The sequence below is a fragment of the Streptomyces flaveolus genome, assembly GCF_000716535.1.
Classification (GTDB): Bacteria; Actinomycetota; Actinomycetes; order Streptomycetales; family Streptomycetaceae; genus Streptomyces; species Streptomyces flaveolus_A.
On sequence record NZ_JNWV01000020.1, the window covers coordinates 324,680 to 348,852 of the forward strand.

The following is a 24,173-nucleotide window of genomic DNA, read 5'->3' on the forward strand; positions in this document are numbered from 1 at the left end:
CCATGCGCCGTCCCGTCCTCCTCGTCATCGCCCACGGCAGCCGCGACCCGCGGCACGCGGCGACCGTGCACGCCCTGGTGGAGCGGGTGCGGTCGTTGCGGCCGGGCCTGCGCGTGGAGACCGGGTTCCTGGACTTCAACGTCCCGTCGGTGCACGGGGTGCTCCAGTCGCTGGCCGCGGAGGGCGTGCGGGACGTCGTCGCCCTGCCGCTGCTGCTGACCCGCGCGTTCCACGCCAAGGCCGACATCCCCGCCGTGCTGCGGGACGCGCCGGCGCGGCTGCGGATCCGGCAGGCGGACGTGCTCGGCCCGTCCCCGCTGCTGCTGTCCGCGCTGGAACGACGGCTGTACGAGGCGGGACTGTCACCCGCCGACAAGTCCTCGACCGGGGTCGTCCTGGCCTCGGCGGGGTCCTCCGACCCGGAGGCGATCGCGGTGATCGCCGACATCGCGCGGGAGTGGTGGCACACCGGTTGGTGCGCCGTGCGACCCGCGTTCGCCTCCGCATCCCTTCCCCGCACCGAGGACGCGGTGCGGGAGCTGCGCGCCCTCGGCTGCGAGCGGGTCGCCGTCGCGCCGTACGTCCTGGCCCCCGGCTTCCTGCCGGACCGGATCGCGCGCGGCGCGGCCGGGGCGGACGTGCTCGCCGAGGTCCTCGGCCCCGCCCCCGAGGTGGCGCGGGTGTCGCTGGAGCGGTACGACAGCGCCTGCCGGCCGGCCTTGGCGGCACTCGGCGCGTAACCGCCGCGCGGCCGTGGCGGCGCGTCGCGCGCGTCGGCCGCGGGTTCGTGGAGGCCGGGCGCGCGGTTCCCCGTGTCCCCGGCGGTACCACGGTGCCGTCGGTCGTCACGGCACGCTCCCACCTGCCCGGTTTCCTCGAAAACCCCTCCTGGGCACTTCCGGATCTGCTGGGATGGACCCCTGAGCGCTATCGGGGGAGAACGGTTCACGTGGCCGGTCGGGAGTTCGGGTGTCACCTGGGGCTGCCCAGGGCCCTGTCGGGTCTGCCGCTCAGCCCGCTCGTGCCCGGGTACGGCGCCTTGGCCGCGGCTCAACACGCGGCTGGCCTGCGCCACGTCGGCGAGGCGCTGGGGGCCGGCACCGGTGGGTTACGGGTGCTGGACGGGCTGTTCGTGCCGGCTGGAACGCGTGGCCGGCGCCGGGTCGACGCGCCGCTGCTGGAGGGGCTGGCCCGGTCCTCGGGTCCCGCCGTCGCCCCGCTCGCCGCGCGGCTGGCCGAGCTGCACCACGCCGACCCGCTGGCACCCCGCCGGATCGTCCTCTACCAACTGATCAACCTGCTGCAGGAGCGCCCCGAGGACGCCCGCGGCTCTGCCGTGCGCGAGGCGGGCGTCCACCCCGACGAGGCGGCCGGTCTGCTCGCGGCGGCCCGGCTGCGCCCCCGGCTCGACCGGCGCCAGCGGGATGCCGCGGAGTCCCTGGCCGACGCGCTGGCGCAGGCGCGGCTGCACCGGCTGCGCGTCCTCCTGGACCGGCTGCCCGCGGATGGTGCCGACCCGGCGCTCACGGCCGTGCGGGACGGGACGGCCGAGCGGCTGCGCGCCGTCGAGGACGCCCTGCGGGACGGGCGGCGGGCCGAGGCGCGGGGCGACCGGGAGACGGCGGGCGACGCCTATCTGCGGGCGCTGCGGACGGCCGCCGACGACCGGCGGGCGCTGCGCGGGCTGGTCCGCCTGCACGGCCACCGGCCCGCGCTCGGCACCGAACTCCGCTCGGACCACGTCGAGTTGAACTGGAAGGACGACCGGGAGACGCCCGGCGAGTGGCGGCTGCTGCGGCTGTACCGGGACGGCCGGGGCAGGCCCGCCGTACGCGCCCTGCCCGGCTCCGCCACGGCCACCGCGGGCCCGGCGCGGGACACCGCTGCCGAGCCGGGCAGCACGGTCCGGTACGCGGCCCTGCCGCTGCGCGACGGCCGGGTGGACGGGCCACCGCTGGTGTCCCGGCGGCTGCTCGTCGCCCCCGAGGTGGAGCGCCCGGTGCTGACGGACGGCCCCGAGCGGATCGACTGCTCCTGGCGGCGGCCGGACGCCGCCGCCGAGGTCACGGTCGAACGCACCGGGCCCGACGGAGAGACCGCGCACCTCACCGCCCGCGCCGACGGGTTCACCGCGACCGGCCTCCCGGCCGGCGACCACGTCTTCCGCATCGTGTGCCACTACCGCACGTCCGACGGCCGTACGGTCCCCTCCCCCGGCCTGCGCACGACCGCCACCGTGCACCCCTGGCCGGAGCCCGTGCGCACGCTGACCGCCCGGCCCGTGGAGGGAGCCGTGCGGTTCGCCTGGACCGGGGCGGAGGACGCCGAGGTCCGGCTGGTGACGTGGCCCGGCGGGGCTCCGGAGCCGGGCACCGAGCTGCGCACCGAGGCGCTGCCGCCCCCGCTGGACTGGCCCGGGCCGGCGGACGCCCTGTGTCCGCCGCCCGGCACATACACCGAGGTCGCCGCCGTCGCCGTACGCGGGGCGCGGGCGCTCGCGGGGCCGACGGTCGGCGTGGAGGCCGTACGGCCCGTGCCCGGGCTGAGCGCCCACCGGCTCCCGGACGGGCAGGCGCGGATCCTCCTGGACTGGCCCGAGGACGTCCCGCACCTGGTGGTCGGCTGGACCCCGGTGGGGTCCACGGGCGGCGGGGAACGCACGGTCACCGCGCACGCCTACCGGCGCGGCGGCCTGCACCTGCCCGTCGGCCCGGGAACCGTCCGGGTGCGGGCCGCCTCGGTGCCCCGGGTGCCCGGCGCGGTGGTCGTGGTGCCCGACGCGGCCGAGGTACTGGTCCCGGCGGACGCGTCCGTCTCCTACCAACTGGTCCGCGCGCCAAGGCGGTTGCTCGGCCGGAGCCGTCGCCCGCTGCTGCGGGTCACGCTCAGCGCGCCCGGTGGGCTCGCCGAGGTCCCGGAGTTCGTGTGCGTCGCCCGCGGCGGCACCCTCCGCCCGCGCAACGCCGCCGACGGCACGACCGTCCTGCGGATACCCGGGCCCGAGCTGGCCCGGCACGGCAGCATCGAACGGGAACTGCCGGCCGCCCCCTGCCCGGCCCCCTACACCCTGCGCGGCTTCCTGCTCGGGGAGCACGCCGCCTCGGTCCGACTCGAAGAACCCTCTCTCACCAGCCTGGTGGTGCGCTGAGCCATGACGACCGTGATCTGCCCCTACTGCTTCACCCGCGCGTCGGCGGCCAGACTGCCGTACCGCTGTCTGATGACACCGAACGGGGTGCGCGGTGGCGCGCCCTGCGCACCCCAGCCGGACGAGACATGGGCCGCGTTCATGGGTCCGGGCGTGCCCCCGGCGGCCCGGATGCGCGGCCCGGTGTTCGCCCCGGCGCGCAGGCTCGCCGGACTCGCCGGGCCCGGCGGCTCCGGCAGCAGCGTGCCCTGCCCCGACTGCGGTGTGCCGACGCCGGTGCGGGTGTGCGGGTCCTGCCACAGCGACCTGCCCAGCGACTACTGCGACCAGGACAGCCGGATCATCGCCCTGGTCGGTGCCAAGGCCTCCGGCAAGAGCACCTACGTCGCCGTCCTCCGCAACGAGTTGGACCACCGGGTGGGCCAGGCCTACCACGCGTCGCTCGCGGCGATGGGACAGCACACGCAGGCACGGGACAGGGAGATGGCCGAGGACCTGTACGAGCGGCTGCGGTTGCCGGGCGCCACCCGGCCGGCCGCGCTCGGCTTCAACGACCCGCTGCTGTACCGGCTCAGCCTGCCCAGGCGCGGGCTGCTGGGCGGCTCCGGCACCCGGCACACCACCCTGGTCTTCTTCGACGCGGCCGGCGAGGACCTCGCGGACGCGGAGGCGATGGACCGCTACACCCGCTACCTGAGCGCGGCCGACGGCATCATCCTGCTCGTCGACCCCCTGCAACTCGGCTCGGTGCGCGACCGGTTGCCGGTGCACGACGGTCCGCCGCTGCCCGTGGTGGAGACCTCGCCCCGGCAGATCGCCGCCGACCTCGCCGCCCAGCTGCGCACCCACGGCAAGGGCAGGGCGGGCGGCCGGGTGACCACCCCGATCGCCGTGGCCGTCACCAAGACGGACATGCTGGGCCCCCTGCTCGATCCGCACTCCCCGCTGCTCCACAACGCCCCGCACACCGGCGGTGCCTACGACGCCGAGGACCGGCTCGCCGTCCACGAGGAGCTCCGCGCCCTGCTCACCGACTGGGACTCGGGCGCGCTGCTGCGCCAACTCGAGCACGACTTCGCCCAGTTGTCACTGTTCGGACTGTCCGCGCTGGGCGCGCCGCCGCCCGCGAGCGCACCGGCGGACGTGCCGAAGTCGGGGCCGCAGCCGGTGCGGGTGGAGGACCCGCTGCTGTGGCTGCTCTCCCTGCGCGGGCTGCTGCCCGTCCGCACCGCCGCGAAGGACAAGGCCTCGGCCGCGAAGGCCGGGAAGGAGCGCGTGCGGTGAGCCTCGCCCAGTTCCACTACACCTCGGCGCCGCCCGGCCCGGACGGGTCCGGCTTCCGCTTCACCGCCGTCAGTCCCGGCGTACCGGCCGCACTGCTGCGGGAGGCCGAACAGCTCATCGGGTACGAGCCGCCGCGCGACCTGCCCGACCGGCCGGACAGCGAGCAGTTGAGATCCTTCCCGCGCTCCCTGAGCTGCACCGAACTGTCCGACGGCGGGCTGCTGTTGTGCCGGTCGGTGTACACCGGCGCCGACTACAGCGGGCGCTGGGGCAACTTCCACGCCCACGCCGTGCACCTGCCGCCCGGTACCCGGCTGCCGGACGGCGCGCTGCCGATCACCGCGTGGGAGTCGCCGCGCTGGGCGGACGCCACTCCGCCGGGCGGACGGCCGGAGCCGATCGACCGGTTCGAGCCGTCGGGGCTGCTGCGCCGGGACGGGCTCGTGGCGTTCGCCCGGTCCCGCGCGGACCGGCTCGCCGCGTTCTTCGCCGACCTGCGCACGCTGGCCGACGGCGGCGACGCCCGGCAGATCGTGCTCGTGGAGCGGGACAGCGCGGACGTGGCCCAGTGGATCGCGCTGGCCTGTACGGTCCTGCCGCGCGAGCAGGCGCACCGGCTGACCTTCACGACGTACACCCGGCGGCCGCAGCAGGCCCGCCAGCAGATCGTGGGGGCGCTGCCCTCGTCGGATCCGGTCGGGCACGACCACCGGTTCCGGGTGCACGACGGCACCGGCCGGGCCGCCGGGGAGCCGGTGACGGACATCTGGGCCGACGTCTGCGCGCGGATCTGGACGGCCGGCCGGCCGGAGCTGTTCCGCGACACCGTCCGCGGCAGCGGGGACACCGCCGGTGGGGTCGGTGCCCTCGCCGTCACCGCGCTCGCCGAGCACATCACCCTGCCCCCGGCCGCCCGGACGGCGGCGGCCCGCTGGGCCACGGACCACGCCGCCGGACTGCCCGAACCGACGCTGACGGCCCTGATCGGGGAGCTGGCGCGGGAGACCGGGGAGAGTTCCGTGGACTCCGGCGACGAACCGGCCGCACTGGCCGCGCTGTTGGCCCGGCTGGACGGGCAGGTGCCCACGGCCGTCTCGGCGCCGCTCGCCGCCCGGGTGCTGTCCCTGGCGGTCCGCGGCCGGGGCCCGGTGCCCGCGCTGGGCGCGGGTTCGCTGACCCCGCAGGTGCGCGCCGCGCTGGCCCGGGACCTCGCACCCGACCTGCGCCACGGCATCGCCGACGCGACCGGGCCGGCGATCGGCCGGCCCCTGGCGCTGCTGCACCTCGCCGACCTGCTCGACGTCGACTGCACGGACCTGCTCCCGGAGTTCGCGGGCCGGGCCGCCCGGGAGCTGGTGAGCGGAGATGCGACGGGCGACCGGGCACCGGTGAGTGCGGATCCGGCCGGCGACCAGGCGCAGGTGACCCGGGATCCGGCGCGTGCCCGAACCCTGGTGAGCGGGGGTCCGAAGGGCGACCGGGCGCTGGTGAGCACAGCGCCGATGGGCGGCCAGGCTCCGGTGAGCGTCCAGCCTGCGGACGTCCGGACCGATGCCGCCCTCCTCGACGCCGTACACGGCCACCCCGCCCTGCGCACCGCCCTGTTCGGGGCGCTGAACGCGCTCGCGGCGGCTCATCCGGCCGCGGTCGCCGCCCGGCTCGCCGGGTCCGGGCTGCCGGTCGCCCTGGACCCGGGCTTCCCGCATCTGCGGATGTGCGTCCTCGGCGACGCGGCCGGCCCGTCCGCCGGTGAGCGGCGCGGCCGGCTGCGCGCGGTGCTGCACACCGCCGGGGTCTCGCCGCACGCCGAACCGGCCGTCCTGCACACGGCGTTCCGTCTGGTGTGGGGCGAGGAACTGCCCACCGGCGAGGAGGCGAGCCTGCTGCTGAACGAGCTGGGCTCGGACGCGCACCGGCTGGCCGGCACCCGGGACCTGCTGGTCGCCGCCGCGCTCGCCGCCCCCGCCGAGGACGCCGCCGTCCCGCTGCTCGCCGCCGACCTGCTGCGCTGCTTCACGACGGAGCTGGCCCCGGCCCACCGGGCGCCGCTGCTCCTGCTGGAGTTCGCCGCGCTGCTCGGCACCGACGCAGAGGGCGAGAACTGGGTGGAACGGGTCCGGGCGCTGCGGGACGGCGCGGTCGGGCCCGTACCGGAGCAGGTGACCCGGCGGGTGTACGACGCCCTCGCCCGGCGGCTGCTTTCCGTGCCGGTGCCGGAGAGCGAGTTGTACGCGCTGGCCCGCTCGGGCGACCCGGCGCTGCTGGCGGCCTACGAGCGGGCGGCGCGCGGTGCCACGGTGGCCGAGCGGCTGCGGACCGCGCCGTCGTACGTCGCCGCCCGCTTCTGCGACTGGAGCGCGTACCAGGACACCGATCCCGGCTGGGAGGCGACCCGTACGGCGCTGCTGGCCAGGGTGCTGCGGCCGGTGGTGCGGGCGCTGCCCGCCGAGGACCAGGTGGCGGTCGAGGAGGTGCTGCGGCGCACCGGCCGGGGCCGGCTGGACGCGTACCGCGCGTGGAACCGGCCGGGCGCCCTGGGCCGGCTCGCGGGCCGGCTGACCGGGCGCGGCCGGCGCGAGGACGCCCGGCCGGCCTGGCACGGGGACGTCCAGCCGCCCGCCGACGGAGGTGCCCGGTGAACGCCGGAGGCGGTGACTCGGATCTGCACCTCGTGCTCCAGGTGCTGCTGGCCCTGTGCGGCTGGTCGGGGCTGGTCGCCGTCACGGTGTGCCTGTTCCGGACGCTGTGGGAGTTCCTCGGGCGGGGTGTGCGCGCGGTGTGGCGGGGACTCGGACCCTGGCAGGCGGGCCGCCTGGACCCGCGCCTGCCCGGGGTCGGCGCCGCCGAGCCCGCCGAAGTCGCCTACTGGTGGCGGCAGTCGTGGGCGGACGCGGCGAGCGCCGCCCGGGACGGCATGCGGACGCTCTGGCGGGCCTTCACCGATCCCTGGATGGACCGGACCGTACGGAACCTGTTCCGCGGCCGGCGCCCCCGGGGGCGCTGGGTCCGGGTACCGCTCGGCCGGTTCCTGCTGGTCGCCCTGATCGCCCCCGGTACGGCGGCGGGCGCGCTGATCGGCGCGGTGCTCGCCACCGTGCTGCTCGGCTGGGCGCTGCTGGTCTTCGCGCTGCTGCTCGGCGTCGTCTGGCTCGGCTGGGCGGCGGGCGTGCCCCTGCTGCGCGGGCTGGAACGCGGCTGGGCGCTGCTGCGGGGCCTGCGCATGGCCTGTCCCCACCCGGGCTGTTACGCGCCGGTGCCGCTGGCCGTGCACCGCTGCCCCGACTGCCCGGCCCGCCACGCCGAGCTGCGGCCGGGCCGGTACGGCGCCCTGTGGCACGTGTGCGGCTGCGGGCGCCGGCTGCCCGCCACGCGGCTGACCGGGCGGGGCGAGCTGTCCGCGCTGTGCCCGCGCTGCGAGCAGATCCTGCCCGAGGCGCTGGCCACCACCCGGGTGGTGCACACCCCGCTGGTCGGCGGCACCTCCTCCGGCAAGACGATGCTGATGACGGCCATGGTGGAGGGGCTGCTCTCCTGGGCCCGGGAGGGCCGGCTGCGCGTCGAGTACGCCACCACGGCCGACCGCGGTGCCCACTCCGGTATCAGCCGCCGGCTGAGCGAGTCCGGCTGGGCGCACGCCACGACCGGTGGGCCGCCGCGCGCCCTGATGCTCACCGTGGCCCGGGGCCGGCGGCGCCGGCTGCTGTACCTGTACGACCCGATGGGCGAGTCCGTGAGCGACGCCGAACGGGTGCGCGCCCAGGGGTACTTGGCGCACGCGGACGGGGTCGTCCTGGTCGCCGACGTCCTCGCCGATCCCACGGTGCGCGGCCGGCTCGGCCCGGCGGACGCCGAGCGGGCACAGCGGGCGCGGCCCTCGGCGCAGGGCCCGCGCACGACGTACGAGCGGCTGACCGGCGAACTGGCCGCGCTCACCGGGCGCCGGCGCCGGCTGCCGGTGGCCGCGGTCGTCACCAAGCGGGACGTGCTGGACCGGCTGACCTCGCTGCCGGTGCCCGGCGACGGCCCGATCGACGACTGGCTCGGCGACATCGGGCTGGGCGCGCTGGTGCGGGCCCTCGGCCACGACTTCGGGGCGGCCCGCTACTGGGCGGTCAGCTCCCACGCGGCCACCGGCACCGGCCCGTTGGAGAGCGAGCAGCGGCGCGCCGCCGAACCGGTGCTGTGGCTCCTCGCGGCCTCCGGGCTGCGCACCGGCCCGCTGACCGGGCAGGCCGGCGGCGGGGCGGGGCGGGTGCCGTGGCCCCGGCGGCGGCCGGACAGCGCCCCGGAGAGCGGCAGGGACGGCGACAGGGAAGGCGGGTACACCCCGGCATGAACCACGTGACTCCGTCCGCCGGCCGGGCCCGGCGGGTGATGGCGGGACTGTTCGTCGCCGCACTGCTGCTGGCGGCGGCCGCGCTCCTCCTCGGGGCGTGGCTGTCGCTGCCCCGGCCCTGACACCTCCGGCGACGACTCTCCCTCACATGACTCCCCCTCGATGACTCACATGAAAGGAACTGCGGCGTGAGTGACATTCCCGGCGGGCCGATGGCCAACCGGCCGGTCCACTTCATCTGGCTGCTCGACTGCTCGTACTCGATGCAGGGCGAGAAGATCGCCAAGCTCAACTACGCGATCAGAGAGGCCGTTCCGGAGATGCGGTCGGTGGCCCACGACAACCCCGCGGCCCAACTGCTGCTGCGCACCGTCACCTTCTCCACGACCGCGCAGTGGCACCACCAGACCCCGGTCCCGGTGGACGACTTCACCTGGCAGGACGTGCAGGTCGACGGCATGACCAACCTCGGGGAGGCGCTGCACCTGGTGGCGCGCGAGCTGCAGACCCCGCCGATGCCGCAGCGGGCGCTGAAGCCGGTGCTGGCCCTGGTGTCGGACGGGGTGCCCACCGACGACTGGAAGGCGGGCCTGAAGGCCGTGGACGCCACCCCGTGGGGCCGCAAGGCGGTCCGGGTGGCCATCGCGATCGGCGCGGACGCGGACCGGGGTGTGCTCCAGGAGTTCCTGGGCAACCCGGAGCTGCAGCCGCTGGACGCCAACAGCCCCAAGCAGCTCGCGGCGGCGATCCGCTGGGCGTCCACGGCGGCCGTGAAGGCGGCCTCCCAGCCGGTCGCCGGTGACGGGCCCGGGGTGAGCACGGCGAAGCAGCCGTACGCGCCGCCGGTGCTGGACGACGACGATGACGACGACGTGTGGTGACGCTCGGGGTGCGACGGTGGGAGACGCTGGAGGGCAGCGTCCAGGGCGTGGGCAAGCGCCGCAACCAGGACTGGCACGACTGGCGGGGCACCGGGACCGGCGCCGACCCGCTGGTGCTGGCGGTGGCCGACGGCCACGGCTCGGCGGTGCACGCGCGCAGCGCGCTGGGCGCGCGGTTCGCCGTGGACCGGTTCCTGGCGCTGGCCACCACCTTCGGGCGGGCGGCGCACGACTGCCATGGACCGGGGCGGCTGACCCGGCTGATGACCTATGCCCGGGACGACTTCCCGCGGGCCCTGGTCCACGCGTGGCGGCAGGAGGCCCTCGGCCACTGGGACCGCAACCGCCCGGTGGTGGAGGAGGCCTCCCGGGAGCCGGGGACCGAGGAGAAGCTGGTGCTGTACGGCACCACGCTGATCGGTGCGGTGCTCACGCCGTGGCTGTTCGTGGCCTGGCAGATCGGCGACGGGGACCTCGCGGTGGTCGAGCACGACGGCACGCTGGTCCGGCCGCTGGCACCCGCCGAGGAGGACCTGGGCGACGAGACGGAGTCGTTGTGCGGGCGGGAGGCGTGGCGGGCGATGCGGATGCACTGGGCGCCGCTGTTCGAGGAGGCGCGGGCGCCACGGCTGGTCGTCCTCTCCACGGACGGCCTGTCGAAGAGCTTCGCGTCGGCCGACGGGTACCGCGAGTTCGTCAGCGGGCTGGCCGGGCGGCTCGCCGAGGAGGGCAGCACGGGCGTCCGCGAGGCCCTGCCGGACTGGCTCACCCAGGCGTCCCGCTACTCCGGGGACGACACGACCCTGGCGGCGGCGGTACGCCCGGACACCGAGGCCGACGCCTCGGTGCCGGTGGACGCCCCGGACCCGGCACGGGGCCCGGCGGCACCCGGCGCTCCCGGCGCCCCGGCGGAGCCCGGGGAGCCCGGTACGACGGACGCACGGACGCCACCCGGCCCGGCCGGCGGCGAGGTGGACATGGAACGGACAACGGAGACGTAGATGAGCGGCATGCTCGATGGCGGGGTGCACCTCGCGGCGGAGAACGGTGACGACGTCGAGATCCTCGACTTCCTCGGCGCGGGCGGCCAGGGCGAGGTGTACCGGGTCCGGACGCCGGACGGGGAACGGGCCCTGAAGTGGTACTACCCGACCTGCGCGACCGCCGGCCAGGAGGCGATCGTACGGGAGCTGGTGAGCCGGGACTTCGCCGACGACCGGTTCCTGTGGCCGGAGGCCTTCGTGCCGGAGCACCACGGCTCGTTCGGCTATCTGATGGGTCTGCGCCCGGACCGCTACAAGGGTCTTCCGGCGCTGTTCCGGCGGCAGTTGCGCACCAGTCCGCGCGCGCTGCTGACGGCCTGCCTGTACACGGTGGAGGCGTATCAGGCGCTGCACTCGCGGGGCATCGCCTACCGGGACATCTCCTGGGGGAACATCTTCTTCGACCCGGACACCGGTGACGTGCTGGTCTGTGACAACGACAACGCGGTGGTGGAGGGCGACGCCAGCGGCATCTCGGGGACCATGGAGTTCATGGCGCCGGAGCTGGTGCGCGGCGACCCGGGCGCGCGCCCCGGCACCCAGTCCGACCTGCACTCGCTCGCCGTGCTGCTGTTCATGCTGCTGATGAACCACCACCCTCTCAAGGGCAGGCGCGAGCTGGGCATCCACTGTCTGGACGAGGCGGCGGAGCGCAAGCTGTACGGCAGGAGCCCGCTGTTCGTGTTCGACCCGGCGGACGACGCCAACGCCCCGGACCCGCTGGAGCACGCGACCGTGCTGGCCACCTGGGACGCGGCTGCGGAGCGGCTGCGGGAGCTGTTCCGGCGGTCGTTCACGACGGGGCTGCGCGATCCGGCGGCACGGGTGCGCGAGTCGGAGTGGCGGGACGCGCTGCGGGCGGTGCTGGACGCGGTGGTCGAGTGCGCCTCGTGCGGGCGGCAGAACATGACGGAGCCGGGCGAGAACCCGCCGCCACGGGACTGCTGGGGGTGCGGGGCCCGGCTGGTGCTGCCGCCGCGGCTGACGGTGACCACTCCTCCGCCCCGCAGCGAGCACCACATCCGGCTGCGCCGCGCCGCCCGGGTGCAGGCCCACCATCTGCTGCCGGAGCCGACGCGGCACGACTGCTCGGACGCGGCGCTCGTCGCGGAGCTGGTCGAACACCCCAAGAAGCCCGGGCGGTTCGGGCTCGCCAACCGCTCGCGGGAGACCTGGACGGGCACCCGGTCGGACGGCACCGTGCAGAAGATCGAGCCCGGTCAGACGGTGCCGCTGCGGTCGGGGCTCGACCTGGACCTCGGCGGCGGGGTCCGGGCGGTGGTGCGGGCCCGGTGACGTCCCGTGGCCGGAGCCCCGTGGCGGCGGGGCTCCGGCCGGTCACAGCCCGAGCGCGTTGATGAGCTGTTGGGTGAAGGCGAGGCTGCCGGTGCCGGCCGAGGCCGCGATGGCGATCGTCTCCAGCGCGGAGCGGATCCGGCCGCGGTTGGGCGGCAGGCCGTCGTCGGCGGACTCCTGGAACTGGGCCTGGATGATCTCGCCCTGGGGCACCAGTTCCGGGTACTCGACGCGCAGCGTGTCGGTGAGCCGCTGGGCGAGGTCCATCATGGTGGGCAGGTCGGGGTGGGCGTGGTTGATCTGGATCTGGCCGTGGTCGCCGAAGTTGGCCGGGCCGTTGACGTTGCCGAAGTTGTAGGTGCTCATCCTGTCCTCGCTTCGGTCCGGCGGCTCGCCCCGGACCGGAGGAGCCGTCGGATGGGTGGGGTTTACGGCTTCGGCGCGGGCGGCCCTGACCCCGCGGGACCGGGGCCGCCCTGGGCTCCCGGGCCGCCCTGGGGGCCGGGCCCCTGCTGCCCGCCCAGGAGGATCGTCCCGTGGGCGCCGAAGTTGCTGGGACCGCTGACGTTACCGATGTTGTAGGTCTGCGTGTTGATGACCTGTACGGCCTTGTCGTAGGAACTGGTGTCGATGTCGTGGTCGCGCAGGAACCGTTCCGTGGCGGTCAGCACGCCCTGCTGGAGCCGGAACAGGAAGTCCTGCGCGTCGGTGCGTTCGATGTAGCCGGCCTCGTCCCAGGCGCCGAGGTCCTCGCGCAGGCTGCCCGTGGCGCCGTAGTCGTGGCGGACGTGCTGCTTGGTGATGGAGCGACGGGTCCTGGCCAGCGCCCGGTCGTGGTCGTTCTGCCAGCGCCGGCGCCGCAGGATGCGGCCGAGGGCGCCGCGCAGTTCGGGGCCGGTACGGCGGGTGGCGTACCGGAACAGGTCCCACCAGCTCTCCCAGGGGGCGACCGGGAGCCGGTCGACGCGGTAGAAACGGCCGTCCAGCGGCGGTATCGCGTAGGCGGCCACCTCCCAGGTCAGGCTGGGGTGCTGGAGGATCGCCCGCAGGTACATGGAGACGATGAGCCGGCCGCCCTCGCCGACGCGTTCCAGGCACAGGTGGGTGCGCATGCCCGCCCCCGGCGTCTGGAGGCCGGCCTGCACGAGTTGCTTGGGGATCTGGGCGCGGGGCCGCCGGGTGGGGTCGGGCACCAGCTCGGGTATGAGGTGGGCGTTGCTGCCGAGGACGTAGAGCCGGTTGCGGGCCCGCAGCCCCTGGAGCCCGGAGATGTTCTCCATGTGCCGGGCCACGTAGGTGTGCAGGTCGATGACGTCGAACGGGCGCATCGGCAGTTTTCCGCCGCCCGGGGCCTCGGCGGGCCTGCTGATGTCGATGGGCTGCCAGACGACTTCCTTGATCTTGTCGCCGCTGCCGACGAACGGCTTGGTGTAGGCGGCCTCGTCGGCGTAGGGCAGGACGTTGGCGCGTTTGAGGTCGTGCAGCGCGGCCTCGGCCTCCGGCTCCACCGGAGGTGCGGTCCGCTCGGGTCTGTCGGCGGAGAGGAACACCTCCCGTGCCGTGACGCGGCTGCGCGCCTGGGCGTGGCGGACCAGTGTCCAGGCGATCGCGTAGGCGCCGAGAGGACCGAAAATCGCCACCCATCCGAGTGAACGGTGTCCGTTGACCAGCCCCCAGAGCCCGAGGAGGAGGGCGACGGGTACGGCCGTCTGGAGGCAGGCGAGGCGGCGGTCGAGGGCGGCGCGGCGGCGGGTGGCCACGCGCGCGTGCCGGGCGAGGGCGACGAAGTTGATGTTGAGGCTGAGCCCGATCGCGTTGAGCCGGTCGCCGGTGAGCATGCGGTCGACGTACAGGGCGAAGTCGTCGTCGAGGTGCACCGAGGCGCTCAGGCGCCGGGTCACCCCGTCCTTGCGGTACTGCGGCAACGACGGCAGTGGTCTGCCCGTCACGCTCATCCGTCCGTCCCCCTCAGGCCTTCCGCGCGGTTCACCCTAGGGACAACCCCGCGGGTTTGTCGCCTGGTTCGGCGAGCCGCGGTGCCGGGGGACGGCCGTGTGGTATCGGCCGCCGCGGTCCGGCGCTCCCCTGTGACGTCGGACCGTGGCGGCTCTTGGTTCTGCGCCGGACGGCGTCGTCATGTCACACGTCCGGTGCGGCCGGCCCGCCGGAGGGGCGTTTATCGGCCACCCTGCTCCGGGTCAGTCGAACCGGAGCGCACCGGTGCGGGTGCGCTTCAGTTCGAAGAAGTCGGGGTGCCGGGCCAGCACCCGGAAGCTGTCGAAGAGTTCGGCCGCCACGGCGCCGCGCGGGACGGCGCGCAGTACGGGCCCGAACCACACGGTGCCGTCGATGTGGAGGGTGGGTGTGCCGACGTAGCCGCCGGTCTCCGGCTCGGCGCCGGCCGCGTGGCTGCGGCGGACCGCGTCGTCGTACGACGGGTCGTGGGCGGCGGCCGACAGGTCGGCGGGGAGCCCGAGTTCGGCCAGCGCCTCGGTGACCACGGTGTCGAAGTCCTCGACGCGCCGTTCGTGGATGCGGGTGCCGAACGCGGTGTACAGGTCGCGCAGCACCTTCTCGCCGTACCGCTCGGCGGCGGCCACGGCGACCCGCACGGGCCCGATCGAGCGGTCCACCAGGTCGCGGTACCAGTCGGGGAGTTCGTTGCCGGTGTTGTGCAGGTACAGGCTCATCGCCCGGAACCGGAGGTCGAGCGGGCGCAGCCGCTCCACCTCCAGCAGCCAGCGGGAGGTGATCCAGGCGAAGGGACAGGCGGGGTCGAAGAAGAAGTCGACCCGGGTCGGGGCGGTGGTGTCGGTGACCGTGTCCGTGTCGGGGCTGCTGTGCGTCATGCCGCCGACGCTAGTGCGCCGGTGGCCCAGAATCCCGACCCAATCCCGCTGCACTTCTTTGACCCACTTCAGGCAGCGGTCACGCGCGCACCGCCTCGTCGGCCAGTCGGACCAGTTCGGCGACGGACAGTGAGCCCGCCGGCCGGTGCTCCCGGGCGAACCGGTTGGCGAGGCCTTGGAGCAGTTCGTTCAGCGGGGTGGGGACGCCGTGCAGCCGGCCGAGCAGGACGATCTCGCCGTTGAGGTAGTCCGCCTCGATGGTGCCGGTGCCCCGGACGAGGGACTGCCAGGAGGAGCCGCCGCCGCGCGGTGCCCCGTCCAGCGGGACCAGGGTGACCTTGTCGCCGCGGGCCGCGCGCTGCTCCTCCGCGCCGGCGTACGGGATGCCGGCGGCGTCCAGCACGGCCTCGCCCTCGGCCCGCACGCGCGCGAACAGGGCCTGTGCCTCCGCGCTCGCCACCGGCCCGCTGACCGCTTCGAGGGCGTTGCCGAGGTTTCCGAGGAGCTTGGCGTACTGCCAGCGCGCCACGTCGGGCACCACCGGCGCCTCGAAGTGGGCGTCCGCGAGGTCGGCGGCGATCCGGTGGGCGGTGTCGTCGGTGCCGTGCGGGACGCGGCCGAGGTGCAGGACGCCGGTGAGCGGGGTGCCGGCGGCGGAGACGACGCCGGGTTCGACGAAGGTCGACGGCAGCCAGACGCAGACGCCGTACACGTGCCGGAAGCGGCGCAGGGCCAGCCTGCCGCTCTCGACGCCGTTCTGCAGGCAGACCAGCGGCAGCAGTTCGGCCGCCGTGCCGCCGCCGGCGACGGGCAGGTCGGCCCAGGTATCCAGGGCGGCCACGGTGTCCTGGGTCTTCACGGCGAGGACGAGGACGTCGTCGGCGCGCAGCTCGCCGAGCGGTCCCGGCCCGTTGACGGCGGGCAGCCGGTGCGTCGACTCGCCCTGGGGAACGCGCAGTCGCAGCCCGTGCTCGCGGAGGGCGGTCAGGTGCGGGCCACGGGCGACGAGGACGACGTCCCGCCCGGCCTGGGCCAGCCGACCGCCGACCGTACCGCCGACCGCGCCGGCCCCGATGATGATGTAGCGCATGGGCAGAGCCTCGCACATGCGTCCGGCCCGGCGGCGCGCCGGTGTGGTGCGGCCGTCGTGCCCCGTGGGGGCGGGCACGACGGCCGCGCTCGGCGCATGCCGCGTTGCGCGAAACTCTGGCCGATCGGCGGGGTCGGGTTCAACTCCTCGGCACAGCTGTGACTTGTTCAACAAACTTTCGTAATGACAAAGGGGGCTCCTGGCGGCGGATCGGACACCGCGTCCCTGAGGGTCGCCCCCGAGAACCGGCGATAGATGTAAGGGGCCGCCGTCCTCCCCAGCGGTGATCCGGCCCCCGCGCGGTTCACCGGGCAGTACGACGAGATGGCTTTATCCCGCCCCTACCGTCGAACAGGAGCAAGCGCAGACGTGGCGGCAGGGGGCCGTCACCGCACACGAGGGGGAAGACCCGTCATGGGGAACACAGAGGTGCGGGTGCGGGGGCTGGCCGCCCGCGCCGGCGGCTGGAGCGCCCGGCACCGCTGGGCGGCCGTCGGCATATGGGTGCTGTTCGTCGTCCTGGCGATGGGGCTCGGCTCGGCGGCGGGCCGGGTCGACGTGAACGAGAGCGATCAGCTCAAGGGGGAGACGCACACCGCCGCGAAGATCATCGATGACGCCGGGATCAAGGAGCCGGCCGGTGAGACCGTCCTGATCCAGTCGAAGGACGGCGCCGTCAAGGCCACCAGCCCGCAGTTCCGCGCGGCCGTCGCCGACGTGGTCGGGGCCGTCGAGGGCACCGGCAAGGTGACGGCGGTGACCTCGCCGTACGACACGCACACCGTCTCCCGGGACGGCCGCAGCGCGCTGGTCCAGTTCGACCTGCGCGGTGACGCGGAGACGGCGGCCGACCGGATCGAGCCGGTGCTCAAGGCCGTCGCCGGGGTGCAGAAGGACCACGGCACGCTGCGGATCGAGGAGATCGGCGGCGCCAGCATGCAGAAGCAGTACAAGGACGCCTTCGGGGACGACTTCCAGCAGGCCGAGTACTCGGCGGTGCCGGTGGCCCTCGGCATCCTGCTGATCGCGTTCGGCGCGCTGGTGGCCGCGCTGCTGCCGGTGGCCCTCGCGATCACCGCGATCATGGCGACGATGGGCCTGATGGGCCTGGTCAGCCACCTCCAGCCGATGAGCGACACCGCCAACTCCGTGATGCTGCTGGTCGGTATGGCCGTAGGCGTCGACTACTGCCTGTTCTATCTGCGCCGGGAGCGCGAGGAGCGGGAGGCCGGCCGGGACGCGGGCACCGCCCTCCGGATCGCCGCCGCGACCAGCGGCCGGGCGATCATCGTCTCCGGTGTCACGGTCTGCGTGGCGATGGCGGGCATGCTGTTCACCGGGCTCGCCGAGTTCGAGGCGATGGGTCTGGCCTCGCTGATGGTGGTGGCGGTCGCCATGGTCGGCTCGGTGACCGTGCTGCCCGCGCTGCTGTCGCTGCTCGGCGAGCGGGTCGAGAAGGGGCGGCTTCCGTTCCTGGGCCGCCGCAGGCGCCGGGGGAACGGAGACAGCCGGTTCTGGACGGCCGTGCTGCGGGGCGTGCTGGCCAAGCCGCTGGTCTCGGTCGTCGTCGCAGCCGGCGCGCTGCTGGCGGTCGCCGCGCCCGCGCTCGGCATGAAGACCCAGCAGCTCACCCTGGACCAGGAGTTCGGCGACTCGCTGCCGATCGTGCAGACGTACAACCGCATCAACGACGCCTTCCCGGGCGGCAGCGAACCGGCCGAGGTCGTCGTCAGGGCCAAGGACATCGACGCGCCCGAGGTCCGGCAGGCACTGGCCGACTTCAAGAAGCAGGCGGTCGCCTCGGGCGCCTCGCGCGGACCGGTCGACGTCAAGCTGTACGACGCCCAGGACGTGGCCCTGGTGTCCGTGCCGCTGGTCGGCGGCTCCGACATGGACCGGGCGACCGAGAGCCTGGAGAAGCTGCGCGACGAGGTGCGGCCCGCCACGCTCGGCAAGGTCGACGGCGTGCAGGCGCCGGTGACCGGGCAGGTCGCGGGCAACAACGACTTCAACGACCAGCTCATGGGCTCCGTCGTCCCGGTCTTCGTGTTCGTGGTCGTCTTCGCCTTCCTGCTGATGCTGCTGTCGTTCCGCTCGCTGACGGTCGCCATCACGTCGATCGTGCTCAACCTGCTGTCGGTGGCCGCCGCCTACGGCATCCTCGTCGCCGTCTTCCAGCACGGCTGGGGTGCCTCGCTGGTCGGCGCGGAGGGCGTCGGCGCGATCGTCACGTGGCTGCCGCTGTTCCTCTTCGTGATCCTGTTCGGACTGTCGATGGACTACCACGTGTTCGTCGTCTCCCGGATCCGCGAGGCCCGGATGCGCGGCCGTACGACGAAGGACGCGATCCGGCACGGCGTGGTCACCACGGCCGGGGTCGTCACCAGCGCCGCGGTCATCATGGTCGCCGTCTTCGCGATCTTCGGCACGCTGTCCATGCAGTCCATGAAGCAGATGGGCGTGGGCCTGGCCGCGGCGGTCCTGATCGACGCCACGGTCATCCGCGGGGTGCTGCTGCCGGCGGTGATGGCACTGCTCGGCGAGCGCAACTGGTACCTGCCGAAGTGGCTGCACCGCCTGCCGGACCTCACCCACGACGAGTCGCCGGAACAGGTGGCGACGCCGGTGCCCGACCGGGGTGAGCGACTGACTGTCTGATGCGGCCCGTTGACGCAGGGCCCGCCGGTTCTCGCTGGGAACCGGCGGGCCCTGTCCGTGCTCTCGCCGTCTCTACCCCGGGCGGTGGCCCGGCAGTTCGGCCTCGATGAGGTCCGCGGCCCGCCGGGTGCCGCCCTCCCGGGCCATCTGCGCCCGCACCTCCTTGAGCCGGCGCGCGACCTCCGGGTCGTCCACCAGGGCGAGGGCCGCCTCGCGGAGGCGGTCGGCGGTGGCCTCCTCGGGGGGCAGGTGCCGGGCGACCCCGAGCCCCTGGAGCATGTCGGCGTTGCCGAACTGGTCGACGGCCTGCGGTACGGCGATCATCGGCGTCCCGGTGGCCAGCCCCTCCTGGCTGCCGCCGGCGCCCGCGTGCGTGACGAACAGGTCGGCCTGCCGCAGGATCGCGAGCTGCGGCACCCAGTCGCGGACGTCGACCCGGGCCGGCACGTCGCCCAGCTCGGCGCGGGACACATGCCGGCCGACCTGGAGGACGACGTGCCAGCCGGGAAGGTCGGCGAAGGCGCGCACGCACTCCCGGTAGAAGGCGGGCTGCTTGGTGAAGGCCGAGCCGAGCGACACCAGGACGACCTTCTCCGCGTCGGCGGGCCGCTGCCAGTCGCCCTGGTCGGCGCGGTCGCCCTGGCAGGCGCCGACGAAGGTGTGGACGCGCTCGTCCACCCGGTCGGCGTGCGGCTGGAGCACCTTCGGGATCAGCACCAGGGAGCGGGCGGGGCGGCCGGCGAAGTCGTCCGGGTGCCGGGTGATCCCGTTCTCGGCCAGCCAGGCCGCGAACCGGGCGTAGTACGCCCGTCCGCGCTCCGTCTTCCTCGGCCCGGCCCACATCGGCTCGGCGACCTCCTCCTCGTAGCCCTCCCAGGCGACGAGGTTCGGGGAGAGCGAGACCGCCGGGACGCCCCAGCGGTGGGCGAGGACACGGGCCGGGTAGGAGGTGATGTCGTACAGCACGAGGTCGGGGGTGTCGTCGGCGTAGGCCTCGACGAGCTGCGGGAGCGCCTGGACGGCGTCGTCCAGGAACGGCTCCACGTTGTCCAGCAGGGTGGTCCCCCAGGCCTCGGGGTCGGCGTCCGGGCCCGGCAGGGTGGAGGTGTAGGGCACGGGCCGGGCTCCGGTGGCGGCCACCTTGTCGGCGAAGGCCGGCGGGATGGCATAGCTGACCCGGTGCCCCCGGGCGACGAGTTCACGGATCACCTCCAGGCTGGGGTTCACGTGGCCGTGGGCGGCGATGGAGAACATGGCGATGTGGGCGGGCGCGGTCATGAGCGGAAGGCTAGGCGAGACGAGACGTCTCGTTCAATCGATTTCCCCGCCCGGCCCGGTGGCGGGTTCCGGGCGGGTCCGGGCCTCGTCGAGGCCGGCGGTCTCGCTCAGCGTTGGTAGCGGGCCAGCACCAGATTGCCGTCCCTCTCCAGACGACGGCGCAGCTCGGCGAGGCCGATGGCGCCGCTGTAGTACTCCTGGTAGGCCGGGGTGGCCACCTTGTCCTTCCATTCCGGGTAGCCGCGCACGGACTGGGCGGGCGCCGGGCGCAGCCGGGCCGCGAGGGCGGTGCCGGTGGCCCAGCCGTTCTCCTCGGTGTGCAGGGCCGGGTCCTTCAGGGCCCGGGTGCCGGTGGGCAGCATCCAGTCGCCGAGGGCGAGGCGGACCATGTTCTCCGGCCGCAGCAGGAAGTCGATGAACGCGACCGCCTCCTTCTTGTGCGGGCAGTCGGCGGAGACGGACAGCGTCTGCGGGCTGACGCCCTGGGTGAGCCCGTCGGCGCCCGCAGGCGCGGGCAGCACCTCCCAGCGGAAGCCCTCGGGCGCCTGCTGCGCGATCTGCTGGCGATAGGAGAAGCCCAGCGGGACCATCGCGTACCGGCCGCCGAAGAAGCCCGGCAGGGTGTCCGAACCGCCGCTGCCGAGCGTGGAGGCGGGTGCGCTGCGGTCGACCGCGACCTGGTCGTGCACGGTGCGCGGTACGACCGCGTCCCCGGCCGTGAACCGTACGGCGACCTTCCCGTCCGCGTCCCGGTGGAACAGCCGCCCGCCCGCCGACAGGGACAGGTTGAGCGTGGCGGAGACGGGCTCCTTCAGCGGCCAGGCCACGCCGTACCGCCCGGGCCCGCTGAGCCGCTTGGCCACCTGCCGGAACTCCGCCCAGCTCCATGGGTGTTCCGGTGTCGGTATGCGCACCTTCGCCGCGCGCAGCCGGTCCGCGTTCGCGATCAGCACCCGGGGTTCCTGGAGGAACGGCACGCCGTAGACGCCGTGCCCGAAGGTGGTCGCCTCCCAGCCGCTCGCCGGGATGTCGGACCTGAGCCGGGCGGGCAGCAGGCCGTTCAGATCGGCGAGGTAGCCGCCGTAGGCGAAGTCGGCGAGGTCGTCGGAGGCGTCGTGGATGACGTCCGGGGCCTCACCGCCCTCGAAGGAGGTGAGGAGCTGGTCGTGCACGCTGTCCCAGCTTCCCTGGACGTACTCGACCTTGATGTCCGGGTGGGACGCGTTCCACTCCTTCACCAGTTCCTTGTTGGCGGTGACGGACTCCTGCTGCCAGGCCAGGGACTGGAAGCGCAGGGTGATCGGGCCGCCGTCCGTGCGACCACCCGGGGAGCAGCCCGCGAGGAGCAGCAGGAGCACGACGAGCGCCGTGGCGATCCTGGTCCGCGTCAGTCCTCGACCGCGCATCAGCTCTTCACCGCCCCGGCGAGCAGGCCGCCCGCGATCCGCCGCTGGACGAGCGCGAAGACGGCCACGGAGGGCAGGGTGGCGAGGAACGCGGCGGCGGCCAGCGGGCCGAGGTCGGCCACGCCCTCCGCGCCGATGAAGTGGGTGAGGATCACCGGGAGGGTCTGTCTCTGCGGGCTCTTGAGCAGCACCAGCGCGAAGAAGAACTCGTTCCACGCGGTGACGAACGCGAACAGGGCCGTCGCCGCGATGCCGGGTGCGAGCAGCGGCGCCGTCACCGATACGAGTGTTCTCAGCCGCCCGGCGCCGTCCACGGCCGCCGCCTCCTCCAGTTCGGCGGGCACCGCCCGGACGTGCCCGGTGAGCATCCACAGCGCGAACGGCAGCGCCCACACCACGTACACCAGCACCAGTCCGATCAGGGAGTCGATCAGCCGCAGGTTCTTCAGCACCAGGAACAGCGGGATGATCACCAGCACGAAGGGGAACGCCTGGCTGACCACCACCCACCCCGTGGCGGCCCGGGCCAGCCGGGTGCGGTGGCGGGCCATGACGTAGGCCATCGGGGTCGCGATCAGTACGGCGACGACGGCCGTGCAGAGCGCCACCAGCAGGGAGTTCAGGGCGGCGTGCGCCAGCGGCTGCTCCTCGAAGGCCTGCCGGACGTTGGCCAGGGTGGGGTGGCGCGGGATCCATGTGGGGTGCAGGCTGCCCAGCTCGCGCGGGGACTTGAGCGCGGTGGACAGCAACCACAGCAGGGGGAAGGCCAGGAAGAGCAGGTAGCCGAGGAGGGCGGCGTACTGGCCGGCGCGGGCCGCGCGGCGGGTCCTCATGCCTCCTCACCGCCCCGCAGCCGGCCGGCAAGGAACACCGCGAGCAGGACCGAGACCACCGCGACGAGCACGCAGCCCATCGCCGCCGCGTAGCCGAACTGGCCGTAACGGAAGGCCTCTTCGTAGGCGAAGAGCATCGGCAGCCGGGTCTTTCCGCCGGGTCCGCCGCTCGTGAGCACGTAGACCAGGGCGAAGGAGTTGAGGTTCCAGATGAGGTTGAGCGCGGTGATGGCGAGGGCCACCGGTCTGAGCGCGGGCCAGGTGACGGTGCGGAAGCGGCGCCAGGCGCCCGCGCCGTCGACCGCCGCGGCCTCGTGGAGTTCACGCGGGACGTTCTGGAGTCCGGCGAGCAGGGCGACCGTGGTCTGCGGCAGACCGGCCCACACACCTACGACGATCACCGCGGGCAGCGCGGTCGCCAGGCCGCTCAGCCAGTCCCGGCCGGTCCCGAGGCCGAGGTCGCGCAGCGTTTCGTTGAGGACGCCGGCGTCCGGGTTGTAGACGAGCCGCCACATGATGCCGACGACGACCTCGGGCATCGCCCAGGGCACGATCGCGAGGGCGCGGGCCAGGCCGCGCAGGCGTAAGTCCTGGCTCAGGAGCAGCGCCAGGCCGAGCGCCAGCAGGAACTGGGGAACGGTCACGCCGATCGCCCAGACCAGTCCGATCCGGAACGACTCCCAGAACAGGGTGTCGTGCAGCAGGTCACGGAAGTTGAGGGCGCCGATCCACCGGGTGGCGGTCGTCCGGCCGGACTGGGCGTCGGTGAAGGCCAGCAGGATGCCGTAGAGGAGCGGGCCGACGCTGAGCAGGAGGATCGGGATGAGGGCGGGCAGGAGCAGGAACCAGGCGCCGCGATCGGCGACGCGGCGGCCGGCCGGCCGCCGTGCTCCGGCCGGTGGTGTCCCCGCTTCGGCAACCGATGTCACGGAATCAGCCCCTTTGCCTGCTCCGGTTGGCGTGTTCATGTTCGTAAAGGCCCGGTACCCCGTCAAGGGACCGCGCACGACCGCCGGGCCCGCGCACGGTGGCCGACCTGGGCGGATGCGAGACTGGCCGGGGACCGGACACACACGGCACGGGAAGACGGCACGGAGGCAGGACGATGGACGAGGCACGCGCGCGGGACGTACTGGCCGCGGCGGGAGTGCTGCCGGCCCCGGTCCGGGACGCACGGCTCCTGGCCCTCGGTGAGAACGCGGTGTTCGCGGCCGGTGACCTGGTGGTGAAGGTGGGCCGGGACGCGGAGCTGCTGGCGCGGGCCGAGCGCGAGCTGGCCATCGCCGGCTGGCTTGCCGAGGCGGACGTACCGGCGGTACGGGCGGCCGAGCCGAAGCCGCTGCTGGTGGACGGCCACCCGGTGACCGTGTGGCACCGGCTGCCGGAGCCCGTACGGCCGGCCGAGCCGCGGGACCTGGCCGCCCTGCTGCGCCGGGTGCACGCACTGCCCTCTCCCCCCTTCGGGTTGTCGCCCCGCGATCTGCTGGGCGGTGTCGAACGCTGGCTCAGGCTCGCGGGAGACGCGATCGATCCCTCGGACGCGGCGTTTCTCCGTGCGCGCCGGGACGGCTTCGCCGCTCAGGCGGCGGCGCTGACACCGCGCCTGGCGCCGGGGCCGATCCACGGGGACGCGCTGCCCCGCAATGTGCACATCGGGCCGGACGGGCCGGTCCTGGTCGACCTGGAGACCTTCTCCGCCGATCTGCGCGAGCACGACCTGGTCGTCATGGCTCTCTCCCGCGACCGGTACGGGCTGCCCGCGGAGGCGTACGACTCCTTCACCGAGGCGTACGGGTGGGATGTGCGCGAGTGGGAGGGCTGCGCGGTCCTGCGCGGCGCCCGGGAGACGGCGAGCTGTGCCTGGGTGGCCCAGCACGCGCCGTCCAACCCGAAGGCGCTGGCCGAGTTCCGGCGCAGGGTGGCGTCGCTGCGGGACGGGGACCCGACGGTGCGGTGGTATCCCTTCTGAGGGGCCTAGTACTGCAATCACAGTTATGGGGTTTGGCCTCGCCGTTTGTAGTGGCTGATGCGAGCGCGGGTCTGACTGAGCCGTCTCCACCATGACCAGCGC

General features: G+C 74.5%; 18 protein-coding genes and 1 pseudogene. 11 read left to right on the top strand and 8 right to left on the bottom strand.

The window, feature by feature from the left end:
• Nucleotides 1-2 precede the first annotated feature (2 nt).
• The 9 genes from OO52_RS23100 to OO52_RS23135 all read left to right on the top strand — a co-directional run bounded on the left by OO52_RS23100 (nt 3) and on the right by OO52_RS23135 (nt 11,988).
• Nucleotides 3-740: a sirohydrochlorin chelatase gene (locus tag OO52_RS23100; RefSeq protein ID WP_030645831.1), complete on the top strand. Its 738-nt coding sequence runs from the start codon at nt 3-5 to the stop codon at nt 738-740.
• Between the two features lie 209 nt (nt 741-949).
• Complete coding sequence (locus OO52_RS23105; protein WP_030645833.1) at nt 950-3,148, top strand: hypothetical protein; 2,199 nt, start codon at nt 950-952, stop codon at nt 3,146-3,148.
• Between the two features lie 3 nt (nt 3,149-3,151).
• Nucleotides 3,152-4,432: a TRAFAC clade GTPase domain-containing protein gene (locus tag OO52_RS23110; protein ID WP_030645835.1), complete on the top strand. Its 1,281-nt coding sequence runs from the start codon at nt 3,152-3,154 to the stop codon at nt 4,430-4,432.
• Nucleotides 4,429-7,071 carry a GTPase-associated protein 1-related protein gene (locus OO52_RS23115; RefSeq protein ID WP_037629188.1) on the top strand — a complete coding sequence of 881 codons (2,643 nt, stop codon included), beginning with the start codon at nt 4,429-4,431 and terminating at the stop codon, nt 7,069-7,071. Before OO52_RS23110 ends, OO52_RS23115 begins: the two co-directional genes overlap by 4 nt.
• Nucleotides 7,068-8,768: a TRAFAC clade GTPase domain-containing protein gene (locus OO52_RS23120; protein WP_234339637.1), complete on the top strand. Its 1,701-nt coding sequence runs from the start codon at nt 7,068-7,070 to the stop codon at nt 8,766-8,768. Before OO52_RS23115 ends, OO52_RS23120 begins: the two co-directional genes overlap by 4 nt.
• Complete coding sequence (locus OO52_RS54010; protein ID WP_267881442.1) at nt 8,765-8,890, top strand: hypothetical protein; 126 nt, start codon at nt 8,765-8,767, stop codon at nt 8,888-8,890. The genes OO52_RS23120 and OO52_RS54010 overlap by 4 nt, the downstream gene beginning before the upstream one ends.
• Before the next feature lie 90 nt (nt 8,891-8,980).
• Nucleotides 8,981-9,649: a vWA domain-containing protein gene (locus OO52_RS23125; RefSeq protein WP_030645839.1), complete on the top strand. Its 669-nt coding sequence runs from the start codon at nt 8,981-8,983 to the stop codon at nt 9,647-9,649.
• Nucleotides 9,643-10,650 carry a PP2C family serine/threonine-protein phosphatase gene (locus OO52_RS23130; RefSeq protein ID WP_078876894.1) on the top strand — a complete coding sequence of 336 codons (1,008 nt, stop codon included), beginning with the start codon at nt 9,643-9,645 and terminating at the stop codon, nt 10,648-10,650. Before OO52_RS23125 ends, OO52_RS23130 begins: the two co-directional genes overlap by 7 nt.
• Nucleotides 10,651-11,988 (top strand): protein kinase domain-containing protein, encoded by a 1,338-nt coding sequence (locus tag OO52_RS23135; RefSeq protein WP_030645844.1) that lies wholly within the window; start codon nt 10,651-10,653, stop codon nt 11,986-11,988.
• A gap of 42 nt (nt 11,989-12,030) precedes the next feature.
• Here the strand turns inward: OO52_RS23135 and OO52_RS23140 are convergent, their stop codons facing one another.
• The 4 genes from OO52_RS23140 to OO52_RS23155 form a co-directional block, all read right to left on the bottom strand.
• Complete coding sequence (locus OO52_RS23140; RefSeq protein WP_030645846.1) at nt 12,031-12,354, bottom strand: hypothetical protein; 324 nt, start codon at nt 12,352-12,354, stop codon at nt 12,031-12,033.
• Between the two features lie 62 nt (nt 12,355-12,416).
• Nucleotides 12,417-13,943 carry a hypothetical protein gene (locus tag OO52_RS23145; protein WP_030645849.1) on the bottom strand — a complete coding sequence of 509 codons (1,527 nt, stop codon included), beginning with the start codon at nt 13,941-13,943 and terminating at the stop codon, nt 12,417-12,419.
• A gap of 243 nt (nt 13,944-14,186) precedes the next feature.
• Nucleotides 14,187-14,837 carry a DsbA family protein gene (locus OO52_RS23150; protein WP_030645851.1) on the bottom strand — a complete coding sequence of 217 codons (651 nt, stop codon included), beginning with the start codon at nt 14,835-14,837 and terminating at the stop codon, nt 14,187-14,189.
• A gap of 79 nt (nt 14,838-14,916) precedes the next feature.
• Nucleotides 14,917-15,927 (bottom strand): ketopantoate reductase family protein, encoded by a 1,011-nt coding sequence (locus tag OO52_RS23155; protein WP_030645853.1) that lies wholly within the window; start codon nt 15,925-15,927, stop codon nt 14,917-14,919.
• A 414-nt stretch (nt 15,928-16,341) separates the two neighbouring features.
• Between OO52_RS23155 and OO52_RS23160 the strand changes: the two genes are divergently transcribed.
• Nucleotides 16,342-18,585 carry an MMPL family transporter gene (locus tag OO52_RS23160; RefSeq protein ID WP_030645855.1) on the top strand — a complete coding sequence of 748 codons (2,244 nt, stop codon included), beginning with the start codon at nt 16,342-16,344 and terminating at the stop codon, nt 18,583-18,585.
• Between the two features lie 72 nt (nt 18,586-18,657).
• Here OO52_RS23160 and mgt read toward each other — a convergent pair.
• The 4 genes and pseudogenes from mgt to OO52_RS23180 all read right to left on the bottom strand — a co-directional run bounded on the left by mgt (nt 18,658) and on the right by OO52_RS23180 (nt 23,031).
• A pseudogene (gene mgt / locus OO52_RS23165) lies at nt 18,658-19,900 on the bottom strand (macrolide-inactivating glycosyltransferase).
• 70 nt (nt 19,901-19,970) lie between these two features.
• Nucleotides 19,971-21,269, bottom strand: coding sequence for an ABC transporter substrate-binding protein (locus OO52_RS23170; RefSeq protein WP_037629193.1), 1,299 nt, complete (start codon nt 21,267-21,269; stop codon nt 19,971-19,973).
• The gene (locus OO52_RS23175) at nt 21,269-22,102 is read right to left on the bottom strand and encodes a carbohydrate ABC transporter permease (protein ID WP_030645861.1); all 834 of its coding nucleotides are present in this window, start codon (nt 22,100-22,102) and stop codon (nt 21,269-21,271) included. Before OO52_RS23175 ends, OO52_RS23170 begins: the two co-directional genes overlap by 1 nt.
• Nucleotides 22,099-23,031 carry a carbohydrate ABC transporter permease gene (locus OO52_RS23180; protein ID WP_030645863.1) on the bottom strand — a complete coding sequence of 311 codons (933 nt, stop codon included), beginning with the start codon at nt 23,029-23,031 and terminating at the stop codon, nt 22,099-22,101. The genes OO52_RS23175 and OO52_RS23180 overlap by 4 nt, the downstream gene beginning before the upstream one ends.
• A 176-nt stretch (nt 23,032-23,207) precedes the next feature.
• Here OO52_RS23180 and OO52_RS23185 point away from each other — a divergent pair, with 176 nt between their 5' ends.
• Nucleotides 23,208-24,071 (top strand): phosphotransferase enzyme family protein, encoded by an 864-nt coding sequence (locus OO52_RS23185; protein WP_030645865.1) that lies wholly within the window; start codon nt 23,208-23,210, stop codon nt 24,069-24,071.
• The last annotated feature ends 102 nt before the right edge of the window (nt 24,072-24,173 follow it).